Annotated in this window: 18 protein-coding genes; 10 read left to right on the forward strand and 8 right to left on the reverse strand. The window is 61.2% G+C overall.

Features of this window, described 5'->3' with window-relative positions:
- Positions 1 to 9 precede the first annotated feature (9 nt).
- From ACZZZ4_RS23000 to ACZZZ4_RS23010, 3 genes are all read right to left on the reverse strand, one after another.
- The gene (locus tag ACZZZ4_RS23000; RefSeq protein WP_463548866.1) at positions 10 to 960 is read right to left on the reverse strand and encodes a FecR domain-containing protein; all 951 of its coding nucleotides are present in this window, start codon (positions 958 to 960) and stop codon (positions 10 to 12) included.
- Positions 960 to 1469 (reverse strand): sigma-70 family RNA polymerase sigma factor, encoded by a 510-nt coding sequence (locus ACZZZ4_RS23005; RefSeq protein WP_039762918.1) that lies wholly within the window; start codon positions 1467 to 1469, stop codon positions 960 to 962. Before ACZZZ4_RS23005 ends, ACZZZ4_RS23000 begins: the two co-directional genes overlap by 1 nt.
- Before the next feature lie 81 nt (positions 1470 to 1550).
- A complete protein-coding gene (locus ACZZZ4_RS23010; RefSeq protein ID WP_129999333.1) occupies positions 1551 to 2447 on the reverse strand; it encodes a helix-turn-helix domain-containing protein in 897 nt (298 codons plus the stop codon).
- 162 nt (positions 2448 to 2609) lie between these two features.
- Here ACZZZ4_RS23010 and ACZZZ4_RS23015 point away from each other — a divergent pair, with 162 nt between their 5' ends.
- The 5 genes from ACZZZ4_RS23015 to ACZZZ4_RS23035 all read left to right on the forward strand — a co-directional run bounded on the left by ACZZZ4_RS23015 (position 2610) and on the right by ACZZZ4_RS23035 (position 8986).
- Entirely contained in the window at positions 2610 to 3968 is a 1359-nt protein-coding gene (locus tag ACZZZ4_RS23015) for a glutamine synthetase family protein (RefSeq protein ID WP_016774729.1), read from the forward strand.
- A 186-nt stretch (positions 3969 to 4154) separates the two neighbouring features.
- Positions 4155 to 5243 carry a polyamine ABC transporter substrate-binding protein gene (locus ACZZZ4_RS23020; protein WP_415762438.1) on the forward strand — a complete coding sequence of 363 codons (1089 nt, stop codon included), beginning with the start codon at positions 4155 to 4157 and terminating at the stop codon, positions 5241 to 5243.
- Positions 5240 to 6541, forward strand: coding sequence for an NAD(P)/FAD-dependent oxidoreductase (locus ACZZZ4_RS23025; RefSeq protein WP_415762437.1), 1302 nt, complete (start codon positions 5240 to 5242; stop codon positions 6539 to 6541). The genes ACZZZ4_RS23020 and ACZZZ4_RS23025 overlap by 4 nt, the downstream gene beginning before the upstream one ends.
- Positions 6542 to 6764: 223 nt before the next feature.
- Positions 6765 to 8420: a PqiB family protein gene (locus ACZZZ4_RS23030; protein ID WP_463548867.1), complete on the forward strand. Its 1656-nt coding sequence runs from the start codon at positions 6765 to 6767 to the stop codon at positions 8418 to 8420.
- Positions 8421 to 8437: 17 nt separating this feature from the next.
- The gene (locus ACZZZ4_RS23035; RefSeq protein WP_463548868.1) at positions 8438 to 8986 is read left to right on the forward strand and encodes a PqiC family protein; all 549 of its coding nucleotides are present in this window, start codon (positions 8438 to 8440) and stop codon (positions 8984 to 8986) included.
- Between the two features lie 6 nt (positions 8987 to 8992).
- Here ACZZZ4_RS23035 and ACZZZ4_RS23040 read toward each other — a convergent pair whose 3' ends face one another.
- Positions 8993 to 9838, reverse strand: coding sequence for a site-specific integrase (locus tag ACZZZ4_RS23040; protein ID WP_235374498.1), 846 nt, complete (start codon positions 9836 to 9838; stop codon positions 8993 to 8995).
- A gap of 336 nt (positions 9839 to 10174) precedes the next feature.
- On the opposite strand from ACZZZ4_RS23040, the gene ACZZZ4_RS23045 reads away from it, so the two are divergent.
- From ACZZZ4_RS23045 to ACZZZ4_RS23065, 5 genes are all read left to right on the forward strand, one after another.
- Positions 10175 to 11554, forward strand: a complete 1380-nt coding sequence (locus tag ACZZZ4_RS23045; protein WP_463548869.1) for a UDP-glucose dehydrogenase family protein — start codon at positions 10175 to 10177, stop codon at positions 11552 to 11554.
- Positions 11555 to 11790: 236 nt separating this feature from the next.
- On the forward strand, positions 11791 to 12969 hold the full coding sequence (locus ACZZZ4_RS23050) for an MFS transporter (protein WP_463548870.1): 1179 nt from the start codon (positions 11791 to 11793) through the stop codon (positions 12967 to 12969).
- 155 nt (positions 12970 to 13124) lie between these two features.
- Positions 13125 to 13811, forward strand: a complete 687-nt coding sequence (locus ACZZZ4_RS23055; RefSeq protein WP_463548871.1) for an HPP family protein — start codon at positions 13125 to 13127, stop codon at positions 13809 to 13811.
- Between the two features lie 140 nt (positions 13812 to 13951).
- On the forward strand, positions 13952 to 15058 hold the full coding sequence (locus tag ACZZZ4_RS23060; RefSeq protein ID WP_463548872.1) for an enoyl-CoA hydratase/isomerase family protein: 1107 nt from the start codon (positions 13952 to 13954) through the stop codon (positions 15056 to 15058).
- Between the two features lie 3 nt (positions 15059 to 15061).
- A complete protein-coding gene (locus ACZZZ4_RS23065) occupies positions 15062 to 16213 on the forward strand; it encodes an acyl-CoA dehydrogenase family protein (protein WP_041480377.1) in 1152 nt (383 codons plus the stop codon).
- A gap of 92 nt (positions 16214 to 16305) precedes the next feature.
- Here the strand turns inward: ACZZZ4_RS23065 and ACZZZ4_RS23070 are convergent, their stop codons facing one another.
- The 4 genes from ACZZZ4_RS23070 to ACZZZ4_RS23085 all read right to left on the reverse strand — a co-directional run bounded on the left by ACZZZ4_RS23070 (position 16306) and on the right by ACZZZ4_RS23085 (position 20332).
- Positions 16306 to 17079, reverse strand: a complete 774-nt coding sequence (locus ACZZZ4_RS23070) for an enoyl-CoA hydratase (protein WP_039762933.1) — start codon at positions 17077 to 17079, stop codon at positions 16306 to 16308.
- 15 nt (positions 17080 to 17094) lie between these two features.
- Complete coding sequence (locus ACZZZ4_RS23075) at positions 17095 to 18222, reverse strand: acyl-CoA dehydrogenase (RefSeq protein ID WP_463548873.1); 1128 nt, start codon at positions 18220 to 18222, stop codon at positions 17095 to 17097.
- Positions 18223 to 18364: 142 nt separating this feature from the next.
- A complete protein-coding gene (locus ACZZZ4_RS23080; protein ID WP_463548874.1) occupies positions 18365 to 19558 on the reverse strand; it encodes an acetyl-CoA C-acyltransferase in 1194 nt (397 codons plus the stop codon).
- Positions 19559 to 19570: 12 nt separating this feature from the next.
- The gene (locus ACZZZ4_RS23085) at positions 19571 to 20332 is read right to left on the reverse strand and encodes an SDR family NAD(P)-dependent oxidoreductase (protein ID WP_039762936.1); all 762 of its coding nucleotides are present in this window, start codon (positions 20330 to 20332) and stop codon (positions 19571 to 19573) included.
- Positions 20333 to 20347: the final 15 nt, after the last annotated feature.

Here is a 20347-nt window from a genome sequence, read left to right on the forward strand (position 1 = left end):
GGACAGGCTTCAGCCAGTTTTTTCTGCGCGCGGTACCAGTGACACCCAAAATCGCGTTCGCGTTTGCACGTCGACGGGCAAACTGGCTGCCAGCAGTGCGAGCACTTGATCGGTATCGTCGAGGCGGAAACTGCCGGTGATGCGCAGCGATTCCAGCGCCGGATCCCAGCGCAACACACCCGAGCGGTAGCGACTCAGCTCGCGAAGGAAATCACCCAGCGGCTGGTTTTGCGCCATCAGCACGCCGTCGCGCCAACCCGGCATCAATGCATCGAACGCCGTCACCGCTCCCGCGCCCGAAGCTTGCAGGCTGACTTGCTGGCCCTGCTTCAATACCAGCGCCGGGCCGTGCAGCGGCTGCAATTGCACCGAACCGCGCAGCACGCAGACCTGGCAATTGCGTGCATTGAGGCGCACCGAGATGTCGCTGTGATTGACGATCATCCGCCCATAAGGCGCGTTGACGATAAAGGCCGCATCGCCCGCCACGCTGAGTCCCATTTCCCCACGAATCAGCGTCAACTGACGTGCAGGCAGATCGACATTCACCGCGCTGTCGGTGTTGAGTTGCAATGAAGAACCCTGTGCCAATTGCACTTTGCGCCGCTCACCGGTACTGGTGTGCATATCGGCGCGCCACACTTCCAGCGGCAGTTCGCGTCCGATCAACCACACCGCCGGCACCAGCGCGGCCACGCCCAAAGCACGCTTGAGCGCCGCGCGCCGCGCCGGATCCGGCCGGTCCAGCGTGGCCATGGCCAGTGTCGGCGGCAAACCTGCGAAACGCTGGCGAAGCTGCTGGATTTTCTGCCAAGCGTTCTCGTGGCGACTGTCGCTGCTACGCCAATGCTGCAATCGCGCGTGATCTTCATTGCTGGCACCGCCGGATTCAAGCAAGGCCAGCCATTGCGCCGCCGCTCGTGCTACTTCCCGCGTTTCCTCGCTGGGGGCAACGCGCATTACAGCTCCACCAGCAGGCAATGCTCGTACGCCTGGGCCATGTAACGTTTGACGGTCCGTTCAGAAACTTGCAAGCGCTCGGCGATCTCGCGGTAGCCAAGGCCTTCGAGTTGACTCCAAAGAAATGCCCGGCGCACCGCTCGCGGCAAGCCATCGAGCAATTCATCCAGCGCCTGCAAGGTCTCCAGCAGCAACCAGCGCTGTTCCGGCGACGGTGCGCACGCTTCCGGCATTTGGGCCAAGGCGTCGAGGTAGGCTTTTTCCAGATGGCGTCGCGTGTAGAAATTGCTCAGCAGGCGTTTGCCGACAGTGAGCAAATACGCGCGCGGCTCGCGTAACTCGGCCAGTGGCGGTGCGTTGCACAGGACGCGCAGAAAGGTGTCCTGACTCAGGTCAGCCGCATCCCACGCGTTGCCCATGCGCCGGCGCAGCCAGGTTTCCAGCCAGCCGCGGTGCTCGCGATACAACTGCTGCAGGCTCTGCTCCGACGGTGACGTGGCTTCAATCATCTCAAGAGACCCTGCGCGAAGGTAGATTCAAATGAGACTGATTCTATTTAACTTCGCCAAGGACACAAAGCCTTTTTCTGTTCAGCGCTTGAGCGTTTCGCTCGGCAGCTCCTTGAACAGCGCGTGGTAACTGCTGGAAAACCGCCCCAGATGCCAGAACGACCAGCGCATCGCCACTTCCGCAACGGTGGTTTCGCTAGGCCTGCGCTTGAGCAATTCACGGTGCGCACTGTTCAGCCGCCTGAGGCGCAACCAGTGGCTCGGGGTCATCCCGGTGTAAGCCTTGAAAGCCTGTTGCAGCTGGCGCAGCGGTACGCCGGCAACGTGAGAAAGTTCGAGCAGATTGACCGTGTCTTCCGGCGAATCAGCCGCCCACTCCCCTACTCGCTTCATGATTTGGCGTTCGTCATTGCGCCGCTGTAGTCCGCCACGATCCAGACCGGTGTGAGCGTTATCAAGGATGAACAGGCAGTCCTCAAGCAACTGCTGCGTCAGTCGATCTTTATCAAGTGGATCAGCAGCTTGCGATAACTTCGTGAGAATCGAGCTTAACCAGCCGCTGAACAAAGCGTTCTGTCCGCAGTTGAGCGGCGCCATGAACAACCCTTCGAGTTTCGCTACTTGCAAACCGTGCTCGCGGACGAAGTCCGGACCAAATACCACGGCGATTTCCCGGTAGTTCTCCGGGGTGATCCAGATGTTGCGGCTCTCTTCGTTGAGCAGGTACAGCGCGTTGTCGCTGCGATCAAAGCAGAACGCCAGCGCCCCGGATGGCGCGCTGAAATTCTGCTCGACCCGGGTGTTCATCTGCTCCTCGTAAACCTCGACGCCCTGCAGATCGAGATAACGAATCTGCCCGGCGAAATGCCCCGGCGACATCTGTTGGTAATGCTGGACCCAGCCCGGTGTGGCGCGGATTTGCTCGGCCACGTCGGCGGTATTGAACGCTTGTACCTGAAGCGGATTGCACGTTGTCATGGGGTGACCTTGCGCACTCTTTTGGTGCGCTTTGGTGCTGCTGAAAGTGGATAGATGGAATCGCAAGCCGCGCCCAAGATAGTCGCCAACGCGCCACAGGGGAAGGGGCGGAAGATGAAACCCGCCCTCCCCGGCGTCTACAAAACCAATAACGAGGTCTTTATGAACGCCCCTTTCGATCAGCTGTTCACCTGGCTGAAAGATCACAAGATTACCGAAGTCGAATGCGTGGTCAGCGACCTGACCGGCATCGCCCGCGGCAAGATCGCACCGACCAACAAGTTCCTGCATGAGCGCGGCATGCGCCTGCCGGAAAGCGTGCTGCTGCAAACGGTAACCGGGGATTTTGTCGACGACGACATCTACTACGACCTGCTCGACCCGGCCGACATCGACATGGTCTGCAAACCGGTTTCCGATGCCGTCTACGTCATTCCGTGGGCAATCGAGCCGACTGCCATCGTCATCCACGACACCTTCGACAAGTTCGGCAATCCGATCGAACTGTCGCCGCGCAATGTGCTGAAGAAAGTCCTGCAGCTCTACACCGACAAGGGCTGGAAGCCGATTGTCGCGCCGGAAATGGAGTTCTACCTGACCCAGCGTTGTGAAGATCCGGACCTGCCGCTCAAGGCGCCGCTGGGCCGTTCGGGCCGTGCGGAGAGCGGGCGTCAGTCATTCTCGATCGATGCCGCCAACGAATTCGATCCGCTCTTCGAAGACGTGTACGACTGGTGCGAACTGCAAGGCCTGGATCTCGACACGCTGATCCATGAAGACGGCCCGGCGCAGATGGAAATCAACTTCCGCCACGGCGATGCGCTGGATCTGGCCGACCAGATCACCGTGTTCAAACGCACCCTGCGCGAAGCGGCGCTCAAGCACAACGTCACTGCGACGTTCATGGCCAAGCCGATCGGCGACGAGCCGGGCAGCGCCATGCACCTGCACCAGAGCGTGGTCGAGATCGCGACGGGTCAGCCGATCTTCGCCGATGCCGAGGGCAACATGAGTGAACTGTTCCGTCATCACATCGGTGGGCTGCAGAAGTACATCCCGAAAGTCCTGCCGATGTTCGCGCCCAACGTCAATTCGTTCCGCCGCTTCCTGCCGGACACCTCGGCACCGGTCAACGTCGAATGGGGCGAAGAGAACCGCACGGTTGGACTGCGTGTGCCGACTTCGGGGCCTGAATCGATGCGCGTGGAGAACCGTTTGCCCGGCGCCGACGCCAACCCTTATCTGGCGATTGCCGCGAGCCTGCTGTGCGGTTACATCGGCATGGTCGAGAAGATTGAGCCAAGCGCAGCGGTCGAAGGCCGGGCCTACGAACGGCGCAATCTGCGCTTGCCCATCACCATCGAAGAAGCCCTGACGCAAATGGAAGAGTGCCCGAAGGTCGCTGAGTACCTGGGCAGCAAATTCGTCCGCGGGTATGTGGCAGTGAAGCGCGCCGAGCACGAAAACTTCAAACGCGTCATCAGCTCGTGGGAGCGCGAATTCCTGCTGCTCAGCGTCTGACGGCGCTCCGTCCCTGTGGGAGCGAGCCTGCTCGCGAAGACGGCCGCACAGTTGATCGTTCCCACGTTCCCGCGTGGGAATGCATCCCGGGATGCTCTGCGTCCCATCCAAAGCCGAACGCGGAGCGTCCGTTGCGGCATTCCCACGCAGAGCGTGGGAACGATCATTACAAGAAGAGGTGTCGATATGCGTCCATTGAAATCCATACTTCCCGTCGCGCTGAGCGTGCTGTTCAGCGCAGCAGCCCAAGCCGAGCCCCAGGTCAGCGTCTACAACTGGACCGACTACATTGGCGAAACCACCCTCGCCGACTTCCAGAGCAAGACCGGGATCAAGGTGATCTACGACGTCTTCGACTCCAACGAAACCCTTGAAGGCAAACTCCTCGCCGGCCGGACCGGTTACGACGTGGTAGTGCCGTCCAACCACTTCCTCGCCCGTCAGGTAAAGGCCGGCGCGTTCATGAAGCTCGATCGTTCACAGTTACCAAACTGGAAGAACTTGGACCCGAAACTGCTTGAATTGCTTGAGAAAAATGATCCCGGCAATGCGCACTCGGTGCCTTACCTGTGGGGCACCAACGGCATCGGTTACAACGTCGACAAGGTCAAGCAAGTGCTCGGCATCGACCACATCGATTCCTGGGCCGTACTGTTCGAACCGGAGAATCTGAAAAAGCTCAGCCAGTGCGGCGTGTCGATGATGGACTCCGCCGACGAAGTGTTCCCGGCCATCCTCAACTACATGGGCATGGATCCGCGCAGCGAAAACCCTGAGGACTATAAAAAGGCCGAAGCCAAGCTGCTGAGCATTCGCCCGTACATCACCTATTTCCATTCCTCCAAGTACGTCTCGGACCTGGCCAATGGCGACATCTGCGTCGCGTTCGGTTATTCCGGCGATGTGTTCCAGGCCGCCAACCGGGCCAAGGAAGCCAAGAACGGTGTGAATATCGCCTATGCCATTCCCAAGGAAGGCGCCAACCTGTGGTTCGATCTGCTGGCGATTCCGGCCGACGCGAGCAACGCCAAAGAGGCCCACGCCTTCATCAATTACCTGCTCGATCCGCAGGTGATCGCCAAGGTCAGCGCGACCGTCGGCTACGCCAACCCGAACCCGGCGGCCAAGCCGTTCATGGATCAGGAACTGGTCAACAATCCTGAGGTGTATCCGCCGCAATCGGTGCTCGACAAACTCTACATTTCCTCGACCCCGCCCCAGGCGATCATGCGTCTGATGACCCGGTCGTGGAGCAAAGTGAAGTCGAACAAATGACTCAGCACAGCGCACAGCACACCCGTTCCTATTACGCTGCTTCTGCACGGGCGACCACACCCTACCCCGCGCTGGACGGCGATCTGATTGCCGACGTCTGCGTGATAGGCGGCGGCTTCACCGGCGTCAATACGGCGATTGAACTGGCGCAGCGCGGCTTGTCGGTGGTTTTGCTCGAGGCGCGGCGCATCGGCTGGGGCGCCAGCGGGCGCAATGGCGGTCAGCTGATTCGCGGCATCGGCCACGAAGTTGAGGGGTTCGCCCGCTATATCGGCCAGGACGGCGTGCGTTATCTGCAGCGCGCCGGCATCGATTCGGTGGAGCTGGTGCGCCAGCGCATCACTGGAAACGCCATCGACTGTGATCTACGTTGGGGCTTTTGCGAATTGGCCAACACCGCCGCGCAATTCGCCGCGTTCAAGCAGGAACAGGACAGCCTCGCCGAACTCGACTATGCCCACGAAACCAGGCTGGTCGGCCCGGAGCAGATCCGTCAGCAAGTGGTCGACGCCGGTGTGTACGCCGGCGGATTGATCGACATGGGTTCGGGGCATTTGCATCCGCTGGATCTGGTGCAAGGTGAGGCGCGTCTCGCGGCATCGCTGGGCGTGCGTGTCTTCGAGCACAGCCCGGTGCTGGAAATCCTCCATGGCCCGACTGTCGAGGTCCGTTGCGCCACGGGTTCAGTGCGCGCCGGCAGCCTGGTGCTCGGCTGCAACGCGCATCTGGATGAACTGGAACCGAAACTCAGCGGCAAAGTGCTGCCCGCCGGCAGTTACATCATCGCCACCGAGCCGTTGGACGAGAGCCGCGCCGCGCAGTTGATTCCACAGAACCTGGCGCTGTGCGATCAAAAAGTCGGGCTGGATTATTACCGACTCTCGGCGGATCGACGTTTGCTGTTCGGCGGCGCCTGTCATTATTCCGGCCGCGATCCGGCGGATATCGCCGCCTATATGCGGCCGAAAATGCTCAAGGTGTTCCCGCAACTGGCCGATGTGCGCATCGATTATCAGTGGGGCGGCAAGATTGGCATCACCGCCAATCGCTTCCCCCAGGTCGGCCGGCTCAAGCAGCATCCGAACGTGTTTTACGCGCAGGGCTACTCAGGCCATGGCCTCAATGTCACCCATTGGTGTGCGAAGTTGTTGGGCGAAGCCATCCACGCCGGACACAGCCAAGGCATGGACGTGTTCGGCGGCGTGCCGCACATGACGTTCCCTGGCGGCCCTGCCTTGCGCTCGCCACTGCTGGCCCTGGGCATGTTCTGGTATCGCTTGCGTGAAATGCTCGGTTAACAGGCGCTTACACTGATCGTTCCCACGCTCTGCGTGGGAATGCAGCCCGGGACGCTCAGCGCTCCAAACTCGATCAAAAGGTCGCAGCGTTCGGTAGCTCCTTGCACTGCAATCGCGTCCCACGCCAGCTATACACATTTGCTCTATCGCCAAGCACTTCTATATTGATGAAGTGCTTTTGCGTTTCTGACGCTCAGTGCCCGAATAATTGAGGAGGACATGGATGAAGTCGTCAGCCAGCGACGAGCCGCGAGCACCCGGTCAGGCGCCGATCAAAACCCGCCGTTTCGGCATTTCGCTGGTGTGGATCGTGCCCATCGTCGCGGTGCTGGTGGGCATTTCGCTGGTGATCCACACCATCCTGCAGGAAGGCCCGACCATCACCGTCACCTTCAAGACCGGCGATGGCCTGACCGCCAACAAGACTGAAGTCAGGTACCGCAACGTGGTCATCGGCCATGTCTCGGAAGTCGAACTGGCCGACGATCACAGAAACGTCAACGCCACGATCAAACTGGCCAAACAGGCCGAAGCCTTCACCCGCGAGGATTCGCAGTTCTGGGTGGTGCGCCCGCGCATCGGTGCCGGCGGTGTCTCGGGCATCGATACGCTGCTGTCGGGCGACTATATCGGCGCTGACATCGGCCAAGCGAACACTCGGGCAAAGAACTTCAAAGGCCTCGAGAATCCGCCGCCGATCACCTACGGCGAGCCGGGCAAGCGCTTCACTCTGCACACCTCCGACCTCGGCTCGCTGGACATCGGCTCGCCCGTTTATTACCGCAAGATTCCCGTCGGCCAGGTGGTGTCCTACGCGCTGGACCAGGATGGCAAAGGCGTCAATATCGAAGTCTTCGTGCATTCGCCCAATGACGCCTACGTCACCGAAAACACCCGCTTCTGGAACGCCAGCGGCATCGACATCAATGTCGGCGCCAACGGCTTTGCGGTGAAAACCGAATCGCTGTCGACCTTGCTGGTCGGCGGCATCGCTTTCCGCGCGCCGGACTACAGCCCCAACGACACGCCGGCCGGCGACGACAAGAATTTCGAACTGTTCGCCAATCAGGCCGCCGCCCTCGCCCCGCCTGACGGCAAAGCGCAGTATCTGGCGCTGCGGTTCGATCAGGCCTTGCGCGGGCTCAAGGTTGATGCGCCTGTGGAGTTTCTCGGTATCGAAATCGGCCGGGTAGTGGCGGTCAATCTCGATTTCGATGAGGTCAAGCGCACCTTTCCGGTGAATGTCGGCATCGTCATTTATCCGCAGCGACTCGGCCGCGCCCACGCGAAAATTCTCAAAACCTACCATGGCGACGAAAACGACGAAGCCACCGGCGCGCGTCTGCTCGGCACTTTCGTTGAAAATGGCCTGCGCGCCCAGGCACGCAATGGCAACCTGCTCACCGGGCAGTTGTATATTTCGCTGGATTTCTACCCCAAAGCACCAAAAGTCGCTTTCGACCCTACGGCACGGCCAATCACCATTCCGACCGTTCCTGGCAGCCTCGAGCAATTGCAGGAAAAACTCGAAGCCATGGTCAACAAGATCAACGCGCTGCCGGTGGAACGCATCGCCAGCAACCTCGACGGCAATCTGGTCGAGCTGCGCAAAGGCCTGAAGCAGTTCAATGCCAAGACCCTGCCGGGCGTACAGAGCACCCTCGCCGACGTCAGCAAGACCTTGCAGTCCGCCAATTCGACTTTGGCCGAGGATTCACCGCAACGTGAGCAGCTGACCGAGACCCTCGACGAGCTCGGGCGCATGTCACGCTCGTTGCGTGAACTGTCGGATTACCTCGGTCGCCACCCTGAGTCGTTGATTCGCGGGCGCCCGGACAACGCCGCGCCGCTGGATCTCAAAGGGCCGCCACGCAATTGAGCACAGGAGCTGCATCCATGGCTTTACCGTTGAAGATCACCGTGCTCGCTGCTGTCGTACTGCTCACCGCGTGTCGCAGCGACCCGATCAGCTTTCACACCCTGACACCGGCGCAGCCGGGTGCCGGTCGCAACGGCACCGACATCGCCATCGAAAGCATCAGCGTGCCGCCGCAGGTCGATCGCGCGCAAATTGTCATCCGCCAAGGCAACAGCGGCGTGGCGATTCTGGAAACCGATTGGTGGAGCGCCACTCTTGCCGATGAGTTGCGCGGTGCCTTGACCGATCAACTGAGCAGCGGCGTCGGCCAGCAGCGCGCCTCCGTGCGTATCGACGTGCAGCGCTTCGATTCAATTCCCGGCCAGTACGCCTTGATCGACGTGAAATGGCGAGTGCGCCCGCTGGGTGCGGCGGACGCGGCGCTGCTGAGCTGTCGCTCGGTGTTGCAGACGCCTTCAGGGCCGGGCATCGACGAACTGGTGACCGCGCAACAGAACAACGTCAAACGTCTCGCTGCGCAGATCGCGCAAGGTGCCAGCGGCTCGCGCTGCCCGCCGCAGACCTGACGCCGTTTACAAATCGAAGCGATCCACCGCCCGCCGCCGCTCGTTGTCATCGCGCACGTCGTAGTTGGCGGTCGTCTGGATATTGCTGTGATGCGCCAGTTTCTGTGCGATCGACAGGTCGTGCTCCTCGATCACCCGAGTGATGAACGAGCGCCGAAAATCGTGGGGCATGATTTTCACCCCGACCTGCGTACCGCGCTGGCGGGCGATGTAGTAAATCGCATGTTTGGTAATGCGCTCGCGGGTGATGTGGCTGCCCCGGCGAATGCGGTTGAACAGAAACGCATCGTCGCTCTCGCCTTCCTTGAGCTGTGAACGACGCAGTTCCAGCCAGGCGTCGAGTTTGGCGAAGGCCCAGGCCGGCGCGTACTTGATCAGCTGTTTGTTGCCCTTGCCGGTGACGGTCAGGCTGCGCTCTTTGAAGTCGACCTGACTCAGATCCAGATCCACCGATTCCGACTTGCGCATGCCGGTGCCGTACAACAGCGCAATCACCGCCGCATCACGCAAGCCCTGTGGTCGTGGGTCGGCAGCGCAGACTTCCATCAGTTCGTGAATCAGCGTGCGCTTGAGGTTGCGCCCCTGGGACAGCCGTGTGCCGGCGATGCCCTTGACCGAGCGCATTTTCAGCAGGTGATCCTGGCTGATCAGACTCATGCGCCACGCTTCGTTCATCACCCCGCGTACAGCGTTCACGTAAAGCGACGAGGTGTTCGGTGCATAACCGTCGGCCCGCAAAGCGGCGACCAGCGCCACCACGTCTTCCGGTTGCAGGCCGTGCCAAGGGATGTCTTCGATATCGACGTCCTCGAAACCAAGACGGTCGGCGGCATCTTGCAGCACATAGCGCATGGTCAACTGGCTGGAAGGCGCCAGTCGCGCCAGGTAAACGGTCAGCGGATTGCTGTTGGACGGTGCGGGTTGGGTACTCGACAAATCACTCAAACGAAACGGCCTTGAAATAAAAAACGATTCAACAAAAACACTAAATGCATGAAATGAAACGCAAAAAAACGGCGTAGCGCAATGACAGGGGTTGCCGCGAAAGGCCGACAACCTGCCGTTCGAGGCCATAAAAGTCAATCGGGCATTCCCCGAACGGTCTGTTTGCTGCTTTATCAGCACGGTAGGCGAACTGAAACATCGCGCTCTTATGTTCAATGCAGGGACTGCGAACAGGAGTGCGGCATGAAGATCACGGTGTTTGGCAGTGGTTATGTCGGTCTGGTGCAAGCGGCGGTGCTGGCCGAGGTCGGTCACGAGGTCGTGTGCATGGATGTCGACGCGCAGAAGATTGAGCAGTTACGCCAGGGCCACGTCAGTATTTTCGAGCCGGGGCTGGCCAGTCTGGTGCGTGAGGGCCTGGATTCGAAACGCCTGCAATTCACCACCGATGAACGACTCGCGGTGTTGCACGGGCGTGTGGCCTTCATCGCGGTGGGTACGCCGTCACGGGAGGACGGTTCGGCCGATCTGCGCTACGTGTTGGCGGTTGGCGACGCGATCGCCCGGCATCGTGAGCAGCCATTGATTGTGGTGGAAAAGTCCACGGTGCCGGTGGGCACAGGTGACGCTTTGCGCAGCCACATCGAAAAGGCATTGATCAAGGTCGGCCGCCTGCTGCAGTTCGATATTGTCTCCAACCCGGAATTTCTCAAGGAAGGTTCAGCGGTTGCTGATTGCCGGCGGCCGGATCGTATCGTCATCGGTTGCGAAGGCGCAGACGTGCGCGATGTGATGCGCGATCTGTACGCGCCGTTCAACCGCAACCATGAGCGCATCCTGTTCATGGACCTGCGCAGCGCCGAGCTGACCAAATACGCCGCTAACTGCATGCTGGCGACCAAGATCAGTTTCATCAACCAGATCGCCGAACTCGCCGAGCACTTGGGTGCGGACATTGAAGCAGTGCGCCAGGGCATCGGTGCCGATACGCGGATCGGCTATCACTTCATCTATCCGGGTTGCGGCTACGGTGGCTCGTGTTTTCCCAAGGACATGCGCGCGCTGATCCACAGTGCCGAGCAGGCGCATTGCTCCAGTGATCTGCTGCAAGCGGTCGAGGCGATCAACCAGCGGCAGAAGCACAAGCTCTTTGAGCGCATCAACGCGTTCTACCGGGGTGACTTGCGCGGCAGGACCTTCGCCCTGTGGGGCCTGGCGTTCAAACCCAACACCGACGACATGCGCGACGCGCCGAGTCGGGTGCTGCTCGAAGCATTGTGGGCTGCCGGGGCCAGCGTGCGCGCGTTCGATCCGGAAGCCATGCTGCAAACCCAGAATCTCTATCCAGACGAAGCAAAACTGATGCTGATGGGCACGCCGGAATCGGTACTGGCCGGCGCCGATGCGCTGATCATCTGTACCGAATGGCAACAATTCAAGGCCCCGGATTTCGAGCTGATCAAACAACGGCTCAACAGCCCGGTCATCTTCGACGGCCGTAACCTTTACGACGCCGAGCGTCTGGCACGCAATGGCTTTCAGTATTTCCCGATGGGCCGTGGTGAATCGTGCAGGTTGCCGATCACATTGCGGCAGCGGCCGGCGGCGTCTGATGTAGCCTGAACCGGCCCGCCGGTGGCCAGTGATGGCAGTGGACTGCACACAGACCCTGTGGGAGCTGGCTAGGCAGCGATGACGGAATATCAGCCGATTCAAATGTTGCCTGACACACCGCAATCGCTGGCAAGCCAGCTCCCACAGGGACAATGTGCATGGGGGCGATGGAGGTTGACCGGTGACGTTTGCCCAGAGAGGATGGCGTTCGCCCCAGGCATTCCGAATAAGGACATTCCCCTTCCGTGGCCACCTATTCACCTTTCATCCGCCGGCTGATGCTCAGCTCGCTGACCGTGGTCATCAGCCGTGCCCTGGTCAGTCCGCTGCTGACGCTGTTCCTCAGCAACAAGCTCGGCCTCGATCCGCAGGATGTCGGCTTGCTGCTGGGCATCGCCGTGTTCAGCGCCACGCTGCTGTCGCTCTACGGCGGCTACATCATCGACAAGCTGGACAAGCGCCAGTTACTGATCCTGAGCATGCTCTCCAGCGGTATCGGCCTGATCCTGCTGACTTTCGCGCAGAACCTGTATCTGGTGACCGTCGTGCTGATCATCAGCGAAACGGCCTCGGCGCTGTTTCTCATCGGCAGCAAGGCAATCCTCAGTGAACACCTGCCGGTGGGCCAGCGGGTCAAGGCGTTTTCCCTCAACTACACCCTGACCAATATCGGTTACGCGATTGGCCCGATGATTGGCGTGGTGATTGCCGGCGTGCAGCCCGCGGCGCCTTTTATCGTTGCCGGTGCGATCGCCATTGGCAGTATTTTCCTGCTGCTCGGCGCGGCCAGGGATGCCAGTCCGATAACTGCCGGCAGTGCACCGCAAAGTTTCCTCAACACGCTGATGATCCTGAAAAACGACCGCACCATGGTGCTGTTCACCCTTGGCTGCCTGCTCAGCACATTGGTGCACGGGCGTTTCACCCTGTACCTGTCGCAATACCTGCTGGTCACCCATGATCAGCAACAAATGCTCGACACCATGGCCGCCCTGCTCGCCTGTAACGCAATCACGGTGATCCTGCTGCAATATCAGATCGGTCGCTGGCTCAGCCGCGAACACCTGCGTCACTGGATTGCCGGCGGCACTGCGCTGTTCATCGTCGGGCTGATCGGTTTCAGTCTGGCCGACAGCCTGATTGGCTGGTGCGTAGCGATGTTCATCTTCACCTTGGGCGAGATGATCATCTATCCGGCCGATTTCCTCTTCGTCGACACCCTCGCCCCGGAGGCACTGCGCGGCAGCTACTACGGCGCGCAGAACCTGGCGGCACTCGGCGGCGGCGCGAGCCCGGTGATTTGCGGGTTTCTCTTGATGCACACGCCCGCGCCGAGCATGTTCTATGCCCTGAGCGGATTGGCGGCACTGGGCGGTTATCTATGTTTCGTCAGTGCACGCCGCACCGCTTCAGTGCAAAAATAGTGCACTAAAACTGCATTTATATGAATTTGTCAGCATCGAGTTTGATCGGCAAACTACGCGCGTTCCTCCCCCAATGTTGGAACGCTTCGAGGGCTTTCCGGATTTGCCGGACAAGTCCTTTTTTTGTCTCGGATTTTGTAAAGGATCAGTTCTACATGCTCGCTCGCTGGTTGCCCGCTGCCATCAACACCCGCCCCACTGAATGGAGCCGTGCCGCGATCGGCATGGGCCTGGGCACGCTGTTCAGCGTGTGGATGTGTGCGCAGGTGTTCGGGCATGACGTTGCCTTTCACCTAATCGGCCCGCTGGGCGCTTCGGCGGTGCTGCTGTTCGCCGTATCCTCCGGCGCCCTCGCCCAGCCGTGGTCGATTCTCGGCGGCTACCTGTGCGCCGGTGTGGTCGCTTTGCTGGTGGCCCACGTGCTCGGCCGCACGCTGGGCAGCGCCTGCCTCGCCGCCGGCATGGCGGTGATTCTGATGTGCTGGCTGCGTTGCCTGCACCCGCCGGCGGGCGCATTGGCGTTGACCCTGGTGCTGGCCGACCCTGCGACCATCGCCATGGACTGGAAAGCCATGGAACCGGTGATGCTCGGCGCCCTGTGCATGCTCGCCAGCGCGCTGGCCTACAACAATCTGACCCGCATCCGCTACCCGAAACGCGCCGCCGATCCTGCGCCGCCCGTGGCCCCGGTCGACCGCCAGGCGATCACCGCCGAAGACCTCAAGCTTGCGCTGGCGGACATGGAAGCCTTCATCGACGTCACCCCCGAAGACCTCGAACGCCTGATCCACGCCAGCGAACTGCACGCCAAACGCCGCAGCATTACCGAAACTTTCAGATAAGCCCTGTAGGAGCTGAGAGAAAAACGCAGATTCCCCCTGCACATATCCCCGTTGTACACGACAAATTTGCACTGTTACGATCCGCTAACGCCCGCGCGCGGGCTTTTCGAATAAAGACAATAAGAAGCAGGGAGTTACAGATGACAGCTCAGGCTTCATCCCGGCGGACCCCGTCCATGGATGCCATACCAAACGACGTGCTGGCCGAGGTGCGCAACCATATCGGCCACCTGACCCTCAACCGCCCTGCGGGCCTCAATGCAATTACCCTCGACATGGTGCGTCTGCTGCAACAGCAGCTCGATGCCTGGGCGTCTGATGCCGAGGTGCACGCCGTGGTATTGCGCGGCGCCGGTGAAAAGGCTTTCTGCGCCGGCGGCGATATTCGTTCGCTGTACGACAGCTACAAGAGCGGCGACACGCTGCACGAAGATTTCTTTGTCGAGGAATACGCCCTCGACCTGACCATTCATCACTACCGCAAACCGGTGCTGGCCTTGATGGACGGTTTCGTCCTCGGCGGCGGCATGGGCCTGGTGCAAGGCGCCGATCTGCGCGTGGTGACCGAGAAGAGCCGACTGGCGATGCCGGAAGTGGCCATCGGTTATTTCCCCGACGTCGGCGGCAGTTATTTCCTGCCACGCATTCCCGGTGAACTGGGGATTTATCTGGGCGTCAGCGGCGTGCAGATTCGCGCCGCCGATGCGCTGTACTGTGGCCTCGCCGACTGGTATCTGGACAGCAGCAAACTTGCGCTGCTCGATGAGAAACTCGATCAGATGGAGTGGCAGGACACGCCGCTCAAGTCGCTGCAGAACCTGCTGGCCAAGCACGCCGTGCAAACCCTGCCCGATGCGCCACTCGAGGCGCTGCGCCCGGCGATCGACCACTTCTTCGCCCTGCCCGACGTGCCGAGCATGATCGAGCAACTGCGCGCCGTTACCGTTGCCGACAGCCACGAATGGGCCGTCACCACGGCGGACCTCCTGGAAACCCGCTCGCCGCTGGCCATGGCCGTGACCGCGGAAATGCTCCGTCGCGGCAGGCACCTGAGTCTGGAGCAGTGCTTTGCGCTGGAGCTGCATCTGGACCGCCAGTGGTTTGCCCGGGGCGACCTGATCGAAGGCGTGCGCGCCCTGCTGATCGACAAGGACAAGTCACCGCGCTGGAACCCACCGACCGTCGCTGAGCTGGACGCTGGGCAGGTCGGCAGTTTCTTCCATGGTTTTGATGAGAGCGGGAGCTGAGTCATGCACGATCTCGAACTGACTGAAGAACAAGTGATGATCCGCGACATGGCCCGGGATTTTGCCCGTGGTGAAATCGCCCCGCACGCGCAAGCCTGGGAAAAGGCCGGCTGGATCGACGATGCCCTGGTGGCGAAGATGGGTGAGCTGGGCCTGCTCGGCATGGTCGTGCCCGAGGAATGGGGCGGCACTTACGTCGATTACGTCGCCTATGCGCTGGCCGTTGAGGAAATCTCCGCTGGCGACGGCGCCACTGGTGCGTTCATGAGTATCCACAACTCGGTCGGCTGTGGCCCGGTGCTCAACTACGGCAGCGATGAGCAGAAACAAACCTGGCTGGCCGATCTGGCCAGCGGGCAAACCATCGGTTGCTTCTGCCTGACCGAACCCCAGGCCGGCTCCGAAGCACACAACCTGCGCACCCGTGCCGAACTGCGCGACGGCCAATGGGTGATCAACGGCGCCAAGCAATTTGTCAGCAATGGCAAGCGGGCGAAACTGGCGATCGTCTTCGCCGTGACCGATCCGGATCTGGGCAAGAAAGGTCTTTCGGCGTTTCTGGTACCGACCGATACACCGGGTTTCATCGTCGATCGCACCGAACACAAAATGGGCATCCGCGCTTCCGACACCTGCGCGGTAACGCTGAACAACTGCAGCATTCCCGAAGCCAACCTGCTCGGCGAGCGTGGCAAAGGCCTGGCGATTGCCCTGTCCAACCTGGAAGGCGGGCGTATCGGTATCGCCGCGCAGGCGCTGGGCATTGCTCGGGCGGCGTTTGAAGCGGCATTGGCCTACTCGAAAGACCGGGTGCAATTCGACAAGCCGATCATCGAGCACCAGAGCATCGCCAATCTGCTGGCTGACATGCACATGCAGATCAACGCCGCGCGGTTACTGATCCTGCATGCGGCGCGACTGCGCACGGCGGGTAAGCCGTGTTTGTCCGAGGCATCACAGGCCAAGCTGTTCGCATCGGAAATGGCCGAGAAGGTGTGTTCGTCGGCGATCCAGATTCATGGCGGCTACGGCTATCTTGAGGATTACCCGGTCGAGAAGTACTACCGCGATGCGCGGATTACCCAGATTTATGAAGGGTCGAGCGAGATACAGCGGATGGTAATTGCGCGGGATTTGAAGAACTATCAGCTCTAAAAGCTTCGCGAGCAGGCTCGCTCCCACATTGGGCGGTGGAGATTCCTGTGGGAGCGAGCCTGCTCGCGAAGGCGTCAGCTTGGGCACCGCATTTATTTGCCTTGGAATGCAGCCTCACGCTTGGCAATGAACGCCGCCATCCCTTCCTTCTGATCCTGCGTCGCAAACGCGGCATGGAACACCCGCCGCTCAAACCGCACGCCCTCAGTCAGGTTGACCTCGAACGCCCGGTTGACGCTCTCCTTGATCATCATCGCAATCGGCAGTGACTTGCCGGCAATCACCGCTGCAACTTTCAGCGCCTCATCAAGCAGCTCATCGCTCGGCACGATGCGCGCGACGATGCCGCAGCGCTCGGCTTCTACCGCGTCGATCATGCGCCCGCTCAGGCACATTTCCATGGCTTTGGCTTTGCCCACGGCGCGGGTCAGGCGTTGGGTGCCGCCCATGCCCGGCAGCACGCCGAGGTTGATTTCCGGCTGGCCGAATTTGGCGTTGTCGCCAGCCAGGATGAAGTCGCACATCAGCGCCAGTTCACAGCCGCCGCCGAGGGCGAAACCATTGACCGCTGCGATGATTGGCTTGCGTCTGTTGGCCACTCGATCGCTGTCGCTGAACAGATCGTCCATGTAGATCTGCGGATAGGTCAGCTCGGCCATTTCCTTGATGTCGGCGCCGGCGGCGAAGGCTTTTTTCGAACCGGTGAGGACGATGCAGCCAATGTGCGCATCGGCTTCCAGCGTATCGAGGGCGTGGTTCACTTCGCTGACCAGTTGCGCGTTCAGCGCGTTCAGCGCCTGCGGCCGGTTGAGGGTGATCAGGCCGACGCGGTCGCGGGTTTCCAGCAGAATCGTTTCGTAAGTCATGAATAAAATTCCTTGTCAGAGATTGCGCGAAATGACCATGCGCTGAATGTCGCTGGTGCCTTCGTAGATCTGGCAGACGCGCACGTCGCGGTAGATGCGTTCCAGCGGGAAGTCGTTGAGGTAACCGTAACCGCCGAGGGTTTGCAAGGCCATGGAACAGACCTTCTCGGCCATTTCCGAGGCAAACAACTTGGCCATCGATGCCTCGATCAGCGCCGGTTGGCCGCTGTCGCGCAAGGCTGCGGCGTAATGCACCATCTGCCGGGCGACGGCAATTTGCGTGGCCATGTCCGCCAGGCGGAACGCCACGGCCTGATGCTCGATGATCGGCTTGCCGAAGGTGTCACGCTCGCGGGCGTAATCACGCGCGGCTTCGAATGCGGCGCGGGCCATGCCGACGGCTTGTGAGGCGATACCGACGCGGCCGCCTTCGAGGTTGGCCAAGGCGATCTTGTAGCCCTCGCCCTCTTCGCCAAGGCGGTTGGCGACCGGCACTTTCACATCTTCGAAGAGGATCTGGCAGGTGTCGGAGGCGTGCTGGCCGAGTTTGTCTTCGACCCGCGCAACTTTGTAGCCGGGCGAGTCGGTGGGCACGATAAACGCGCTGATCCCGCGCTTGCCGGCGCTCGGGTCGGTCACGGCAAACACGATCACGATGCCGGCGTTCTGCCCGGATGTGATGAACTGTTTGCAGCCGTTGAGCACGTAGTGATCGCCTTCCAGCCGCGCACGGGTTTTCAGGCTGCTGGCATCGGAACCGGCCTGCGGTTCGGTCAACGCGAAGGCGCCGAGCATGGCGCCGCTGGCCAACGGTTTTAGGAAGCGTTCGCGCTGGTCGTCATTGCCGAACTTGAGAATCGGCACGCAGCCGACCGAGTTGTGCACGCTCATGATCGTCGAGCACGCACCGTCGCCGGCGGCGATTTCTTCCAGGGCCATGGCGTACGCGAGGTAGCCGGTGTCACAGCCGCCCCACTGTTCTGGCACGAGCATGCCGAAAAAGCCCAGCTCGGCCATCTCGGCGATGGCCTCCTTGGGGAAACGGTGCTCGCGATCCCACTCGGCCGCGAACGGCTTGAGCCGCTCCTCGGCAAACTGCCGGGCCATGTCGCGGATCTGGGTCTGGTCTTCGTTGGGGATCATGGTGAGTCCTTAATTCTTCCAAACAACCACAAAACCTGTGGGAGCTGGCTTGCCAGCGATGAGGCCGTCACATCCAACATTGATGGTGACTGCTCCATTGCCATCGCGGGCAAGCCCGCTCCCACAAGGTCAACTGTCAACCTCAATAGACGCATTCCACAGCCATGGCCGTGGCTTCGCCGCCGCCAATGCAGATCGCTGCAATCCCGCGCTTGAGCTGTTTCTGCCGCAAAGCCGCGAGCAATGTCACCAGAATCCGCGCCCCCGACGCACCGATCGGATGGCCCAGCGCGCAGGCGCCGCCGTGCACGTTGAGCTTGTCGTGGGGAATCTCCAGGTGCGTCATCGCCGCCATGCCGACCACGGCAAACGCTTCGTTCACTTCAAACAGATCCACTTGATCCAGCGCCCAACCGGTCTTCTTCACCAGTTTCTTGATCGCGCCAATCGGTGCGGTGGGAAACAGCCCAGGGGTATCAGCGAACGCAGCGTGGCCATGAATCACCGCCAGCGCTTTGAGGCCCAGTTGCTGCGCGTGGGACTGACGCATCAGCACCAGCGCCGCCGCGCCGTCGGAAATTGAGCTGGAATTGGCCGCGGTGACCGTGCCGCCCTCGCGGAACGCCGGTTTCAGCGAGGCGACTTTGTCGAGTTTGGCTTTTGGCGGCTGTTCATCGTTGCTGATGACCACCTGCTCTTTGCCGACGGTCACGGTCAGCGGGACGATTTCGTCCTTGAAACTGCCGTCCTTGATCGCCTGCTGCGCGCGGGTGGTCGAGGCGATGGCAAAAGCATCCTGCGCTTCGCGGCTGAAGCCGTTGGCCTCGGCGCAATCTTCGGCGAAGGTGCCCATCAGGCGGCCCTTGTCGTAAGCATCTTCGAGACCGTCAAGGAACATCGAATCGAGCACGCGGCCATGGCCCATGCGATAGCCGGCGCGGGCGCGATCGAGCAGGTACGGTGAGTTGGACATGCTTTCCATGCCGCCGGCGATCACCACGTCGGCACTGCCGGCGAGCAGCATGTCGTGGGCCATGATGGTGGTCTGCATGCCCGAGCCGCACATCTTGTTGACCGTGGTGCAGCGCGTCGATTTATCCAGCCCGGCACCCAGCGCAGCCTGGCGTGCCGGCGCCTGGCCGAGGCCGGCGGGCAGTACGCAGCCGAACAGCACTTCATCAACCGCGTCACTGGCGACACCGGCGCGTTCGACCGCTGCCTTGATCGCCGCCGCGCCGAGTTGTGGTGCGGTGAGACTTTTCAGTTCGCCTTGAAAGCCGCCCATCGGTGTGCGGACGGCGCTGACGATAACAATCGGATCGTTGGCAATAGTCATGACAAATCCTCCTTACTTGGCGGCCATGCGCAAGGCGCCGTCGAGACGGATCACCTCGCCGTTGAGCATGCTGTTTTCAATGATGTGACGCACCAGCGCGGCGTATTCGGCAGGCTTGCCCAAGCGCGGCGGGAATGGCACGCCGGCGGCGAGCGAGTCGCGCACTTCCGGGGTCATGCCGGCCATCATCGGCGTTTCGAAAATGCCCGGGGCGATGGTCATCACGCGGATGCCGAAGCGCGCCAGTTCGCGCGCAGCTGGCAAAGTCAGGCTGGCGATCGCGCCTTTGGATGCCGAGTACGCCGCCTGGCCGATCTGCCCATCAAACGCAGCGACCGAGGCGGTGTTGATGATTACTCCGCGCTCACCGTCAGCATTGGCTTCGCTTTCGGCAATCGCCGCAGCGGCGAGGCGCAGCATGTTGAAACTGCCGATCAGGTTGACGTTGATCACTTGCGCGAAGCTGCTGAGTGCGTGCGGGCCGTTTTTGCCGAGAATCTTCTCGCCGCGAACGATGCCGGCGCAGTTGATCAGCCCGTTGAGGCTGCCAAATGCGGCGATGGTTGCTTGCACAGCGGCTTCGGCGGCGGCTTCGTTGCTGATGTCGGCGACCACGCTTTGCGCACCGAGGCGCTGGGCTTGCGCGGCGACGGCTTCGGCGTTCATGTCGACCAGCATGACTTTGGCGCCGGCACTGACCAGCAATTCAGCGCTGGCCGCACCGAGTCCTGACGCGCCGCCGGTGACGATAAAAACCTTATTCTCGATCTGCATGACGGTGTTTCCTTG

Source organism: Pseudomonas sp. AC252, assembly GCF_979258105.1.

Excerpts from the sequence above, each read along its gene's own strand:
- ACZZZ4_RS23000 (WP_463548866.1), bottom strand. The coding sequence starts at position 960 with ATGCGCGTTGCCCCCAGCGAGGAAACGCGGGAAGTAGCACGAGCGGCG.
- ACZZZ4_RS23005 (WP_039762918.1), bottom strand. The coding sequence starts at position 1,469 with ATGATTGAAGCCACGTCACCGTCGGAGCAGAGCCTGCAGCAGTTGTAT.
- ACZZZ4_RS23010 (WP_129999333.1), bottom strand. The coding sequence starts at position 2,447 with ATGACAACGTGCAATCCGCTTCAGGTACAAGCGTTCAATACCGCCGAC.
- ACZZZ4_RS23015 (WP_016774729.1), top strand. The coding sequence starts at position 2,610 with ATGAACGCCCCTTTCGATCAGCTGTTCACCTGGCTGAAAGATCACAAG.
- ACZZZ4_RS23020 (WP_415762438.1), top strand. The coding sequence starts at position 4,155 with ATGCGTCCATTGAAATCCATACTTCCCGTCGCGCTGAGCGTGCTGTTC.
- ACZZZ4_RS23025 (WP_415762437.1), top strand. The coding sequence starts at position 5,240 with ATGACTCAGCACAGCGCACAGCACACCCGTTCCTATTACGCTGCTTCT.
- ACZZZ4_RS23030 (WP_463548867.1), top strand. The coding sequence starts at position 6,765 with ATGAAGTCGTCAGCCAGCGACGAGCCGCGAGCACCCGGTCAGGCGCCG.
- ACZZZ4_RS23035 (WP_463548868.1), top strand. The coding sequence starts at position 8,438 with ATGGCTTTACCGTTGAAGATCACCGTGCTCGCTGCTGTCGTACTGCTC.
- ACZZZ4_RS23040 (WP_235374498.1), bottom strand. The coding sequence starts at position 9,838 with ATGCGCTATGTGCTGCAAGATGCCGCCGACCGTCTTGGTTTCGAGGAC.
- ACZZZ4_RS23045 (WP_463548869.1), top strand. The coding sequence starts at position 10,175 with ATGAAGATCACGGTGTTTGGCAGTGGTTATGTCGGTCTGGTGCAAGCG.
- ACZZZ4_RS23055 (WP_463548871.1), top strand. The coding sequence starts at position 13,125 with ATGCTCGCTCGCTGGTTGCCCGCTGCCATCAACACCCGCCCCACTGAA.
- ACZZZ4_RS23060 (WP_463548872.1), top strand. The coding sequence starts at position 13,952 with ATGACAGCTCAGGCTTCATCCCGGCGGACCCCGTCCATGGATGCCATA.
- ACZZZ4_RS23065 (WP_041480377.1), top strand. The coding sequence starts at position 15,062 with ATGCACGATCTCGAACTGACTGAAGAACAAGTGATGATCCGCGACATG.
- ACZZZ4_RS23070 (WP_039762933.1), bottom strand. The coding sequence starts at position 17,079 with ATGACTTACGAAACGATTCTGCTGGAAACCCGCGACCGCGTCGGCCTG.
- ACZZZ4_RS23075 (WP_463548873.1), bottom strand. The coding sequence starts at position 18,222 with ATGATCCCCAACGAAGACCAGACCCAGATCCGCGACATGGCCCGGCAG.
- ACZZZ4_RS23080 (WP_463548874.1), bottom strand. The coding sequence starts at position 19,558 with ATGACTATTGCCAACGATCCGATTGTTATCGTCAGCGCCGTCCGCACA.
- ACZZZ4_RS23085 (WP_039762936.1), bottom strand. The coding sequence starts at position 20,332 with ATGCAGATCGAGAATAAGGTTTTTATCGTCACCGGCGGCGCGTCAGGA.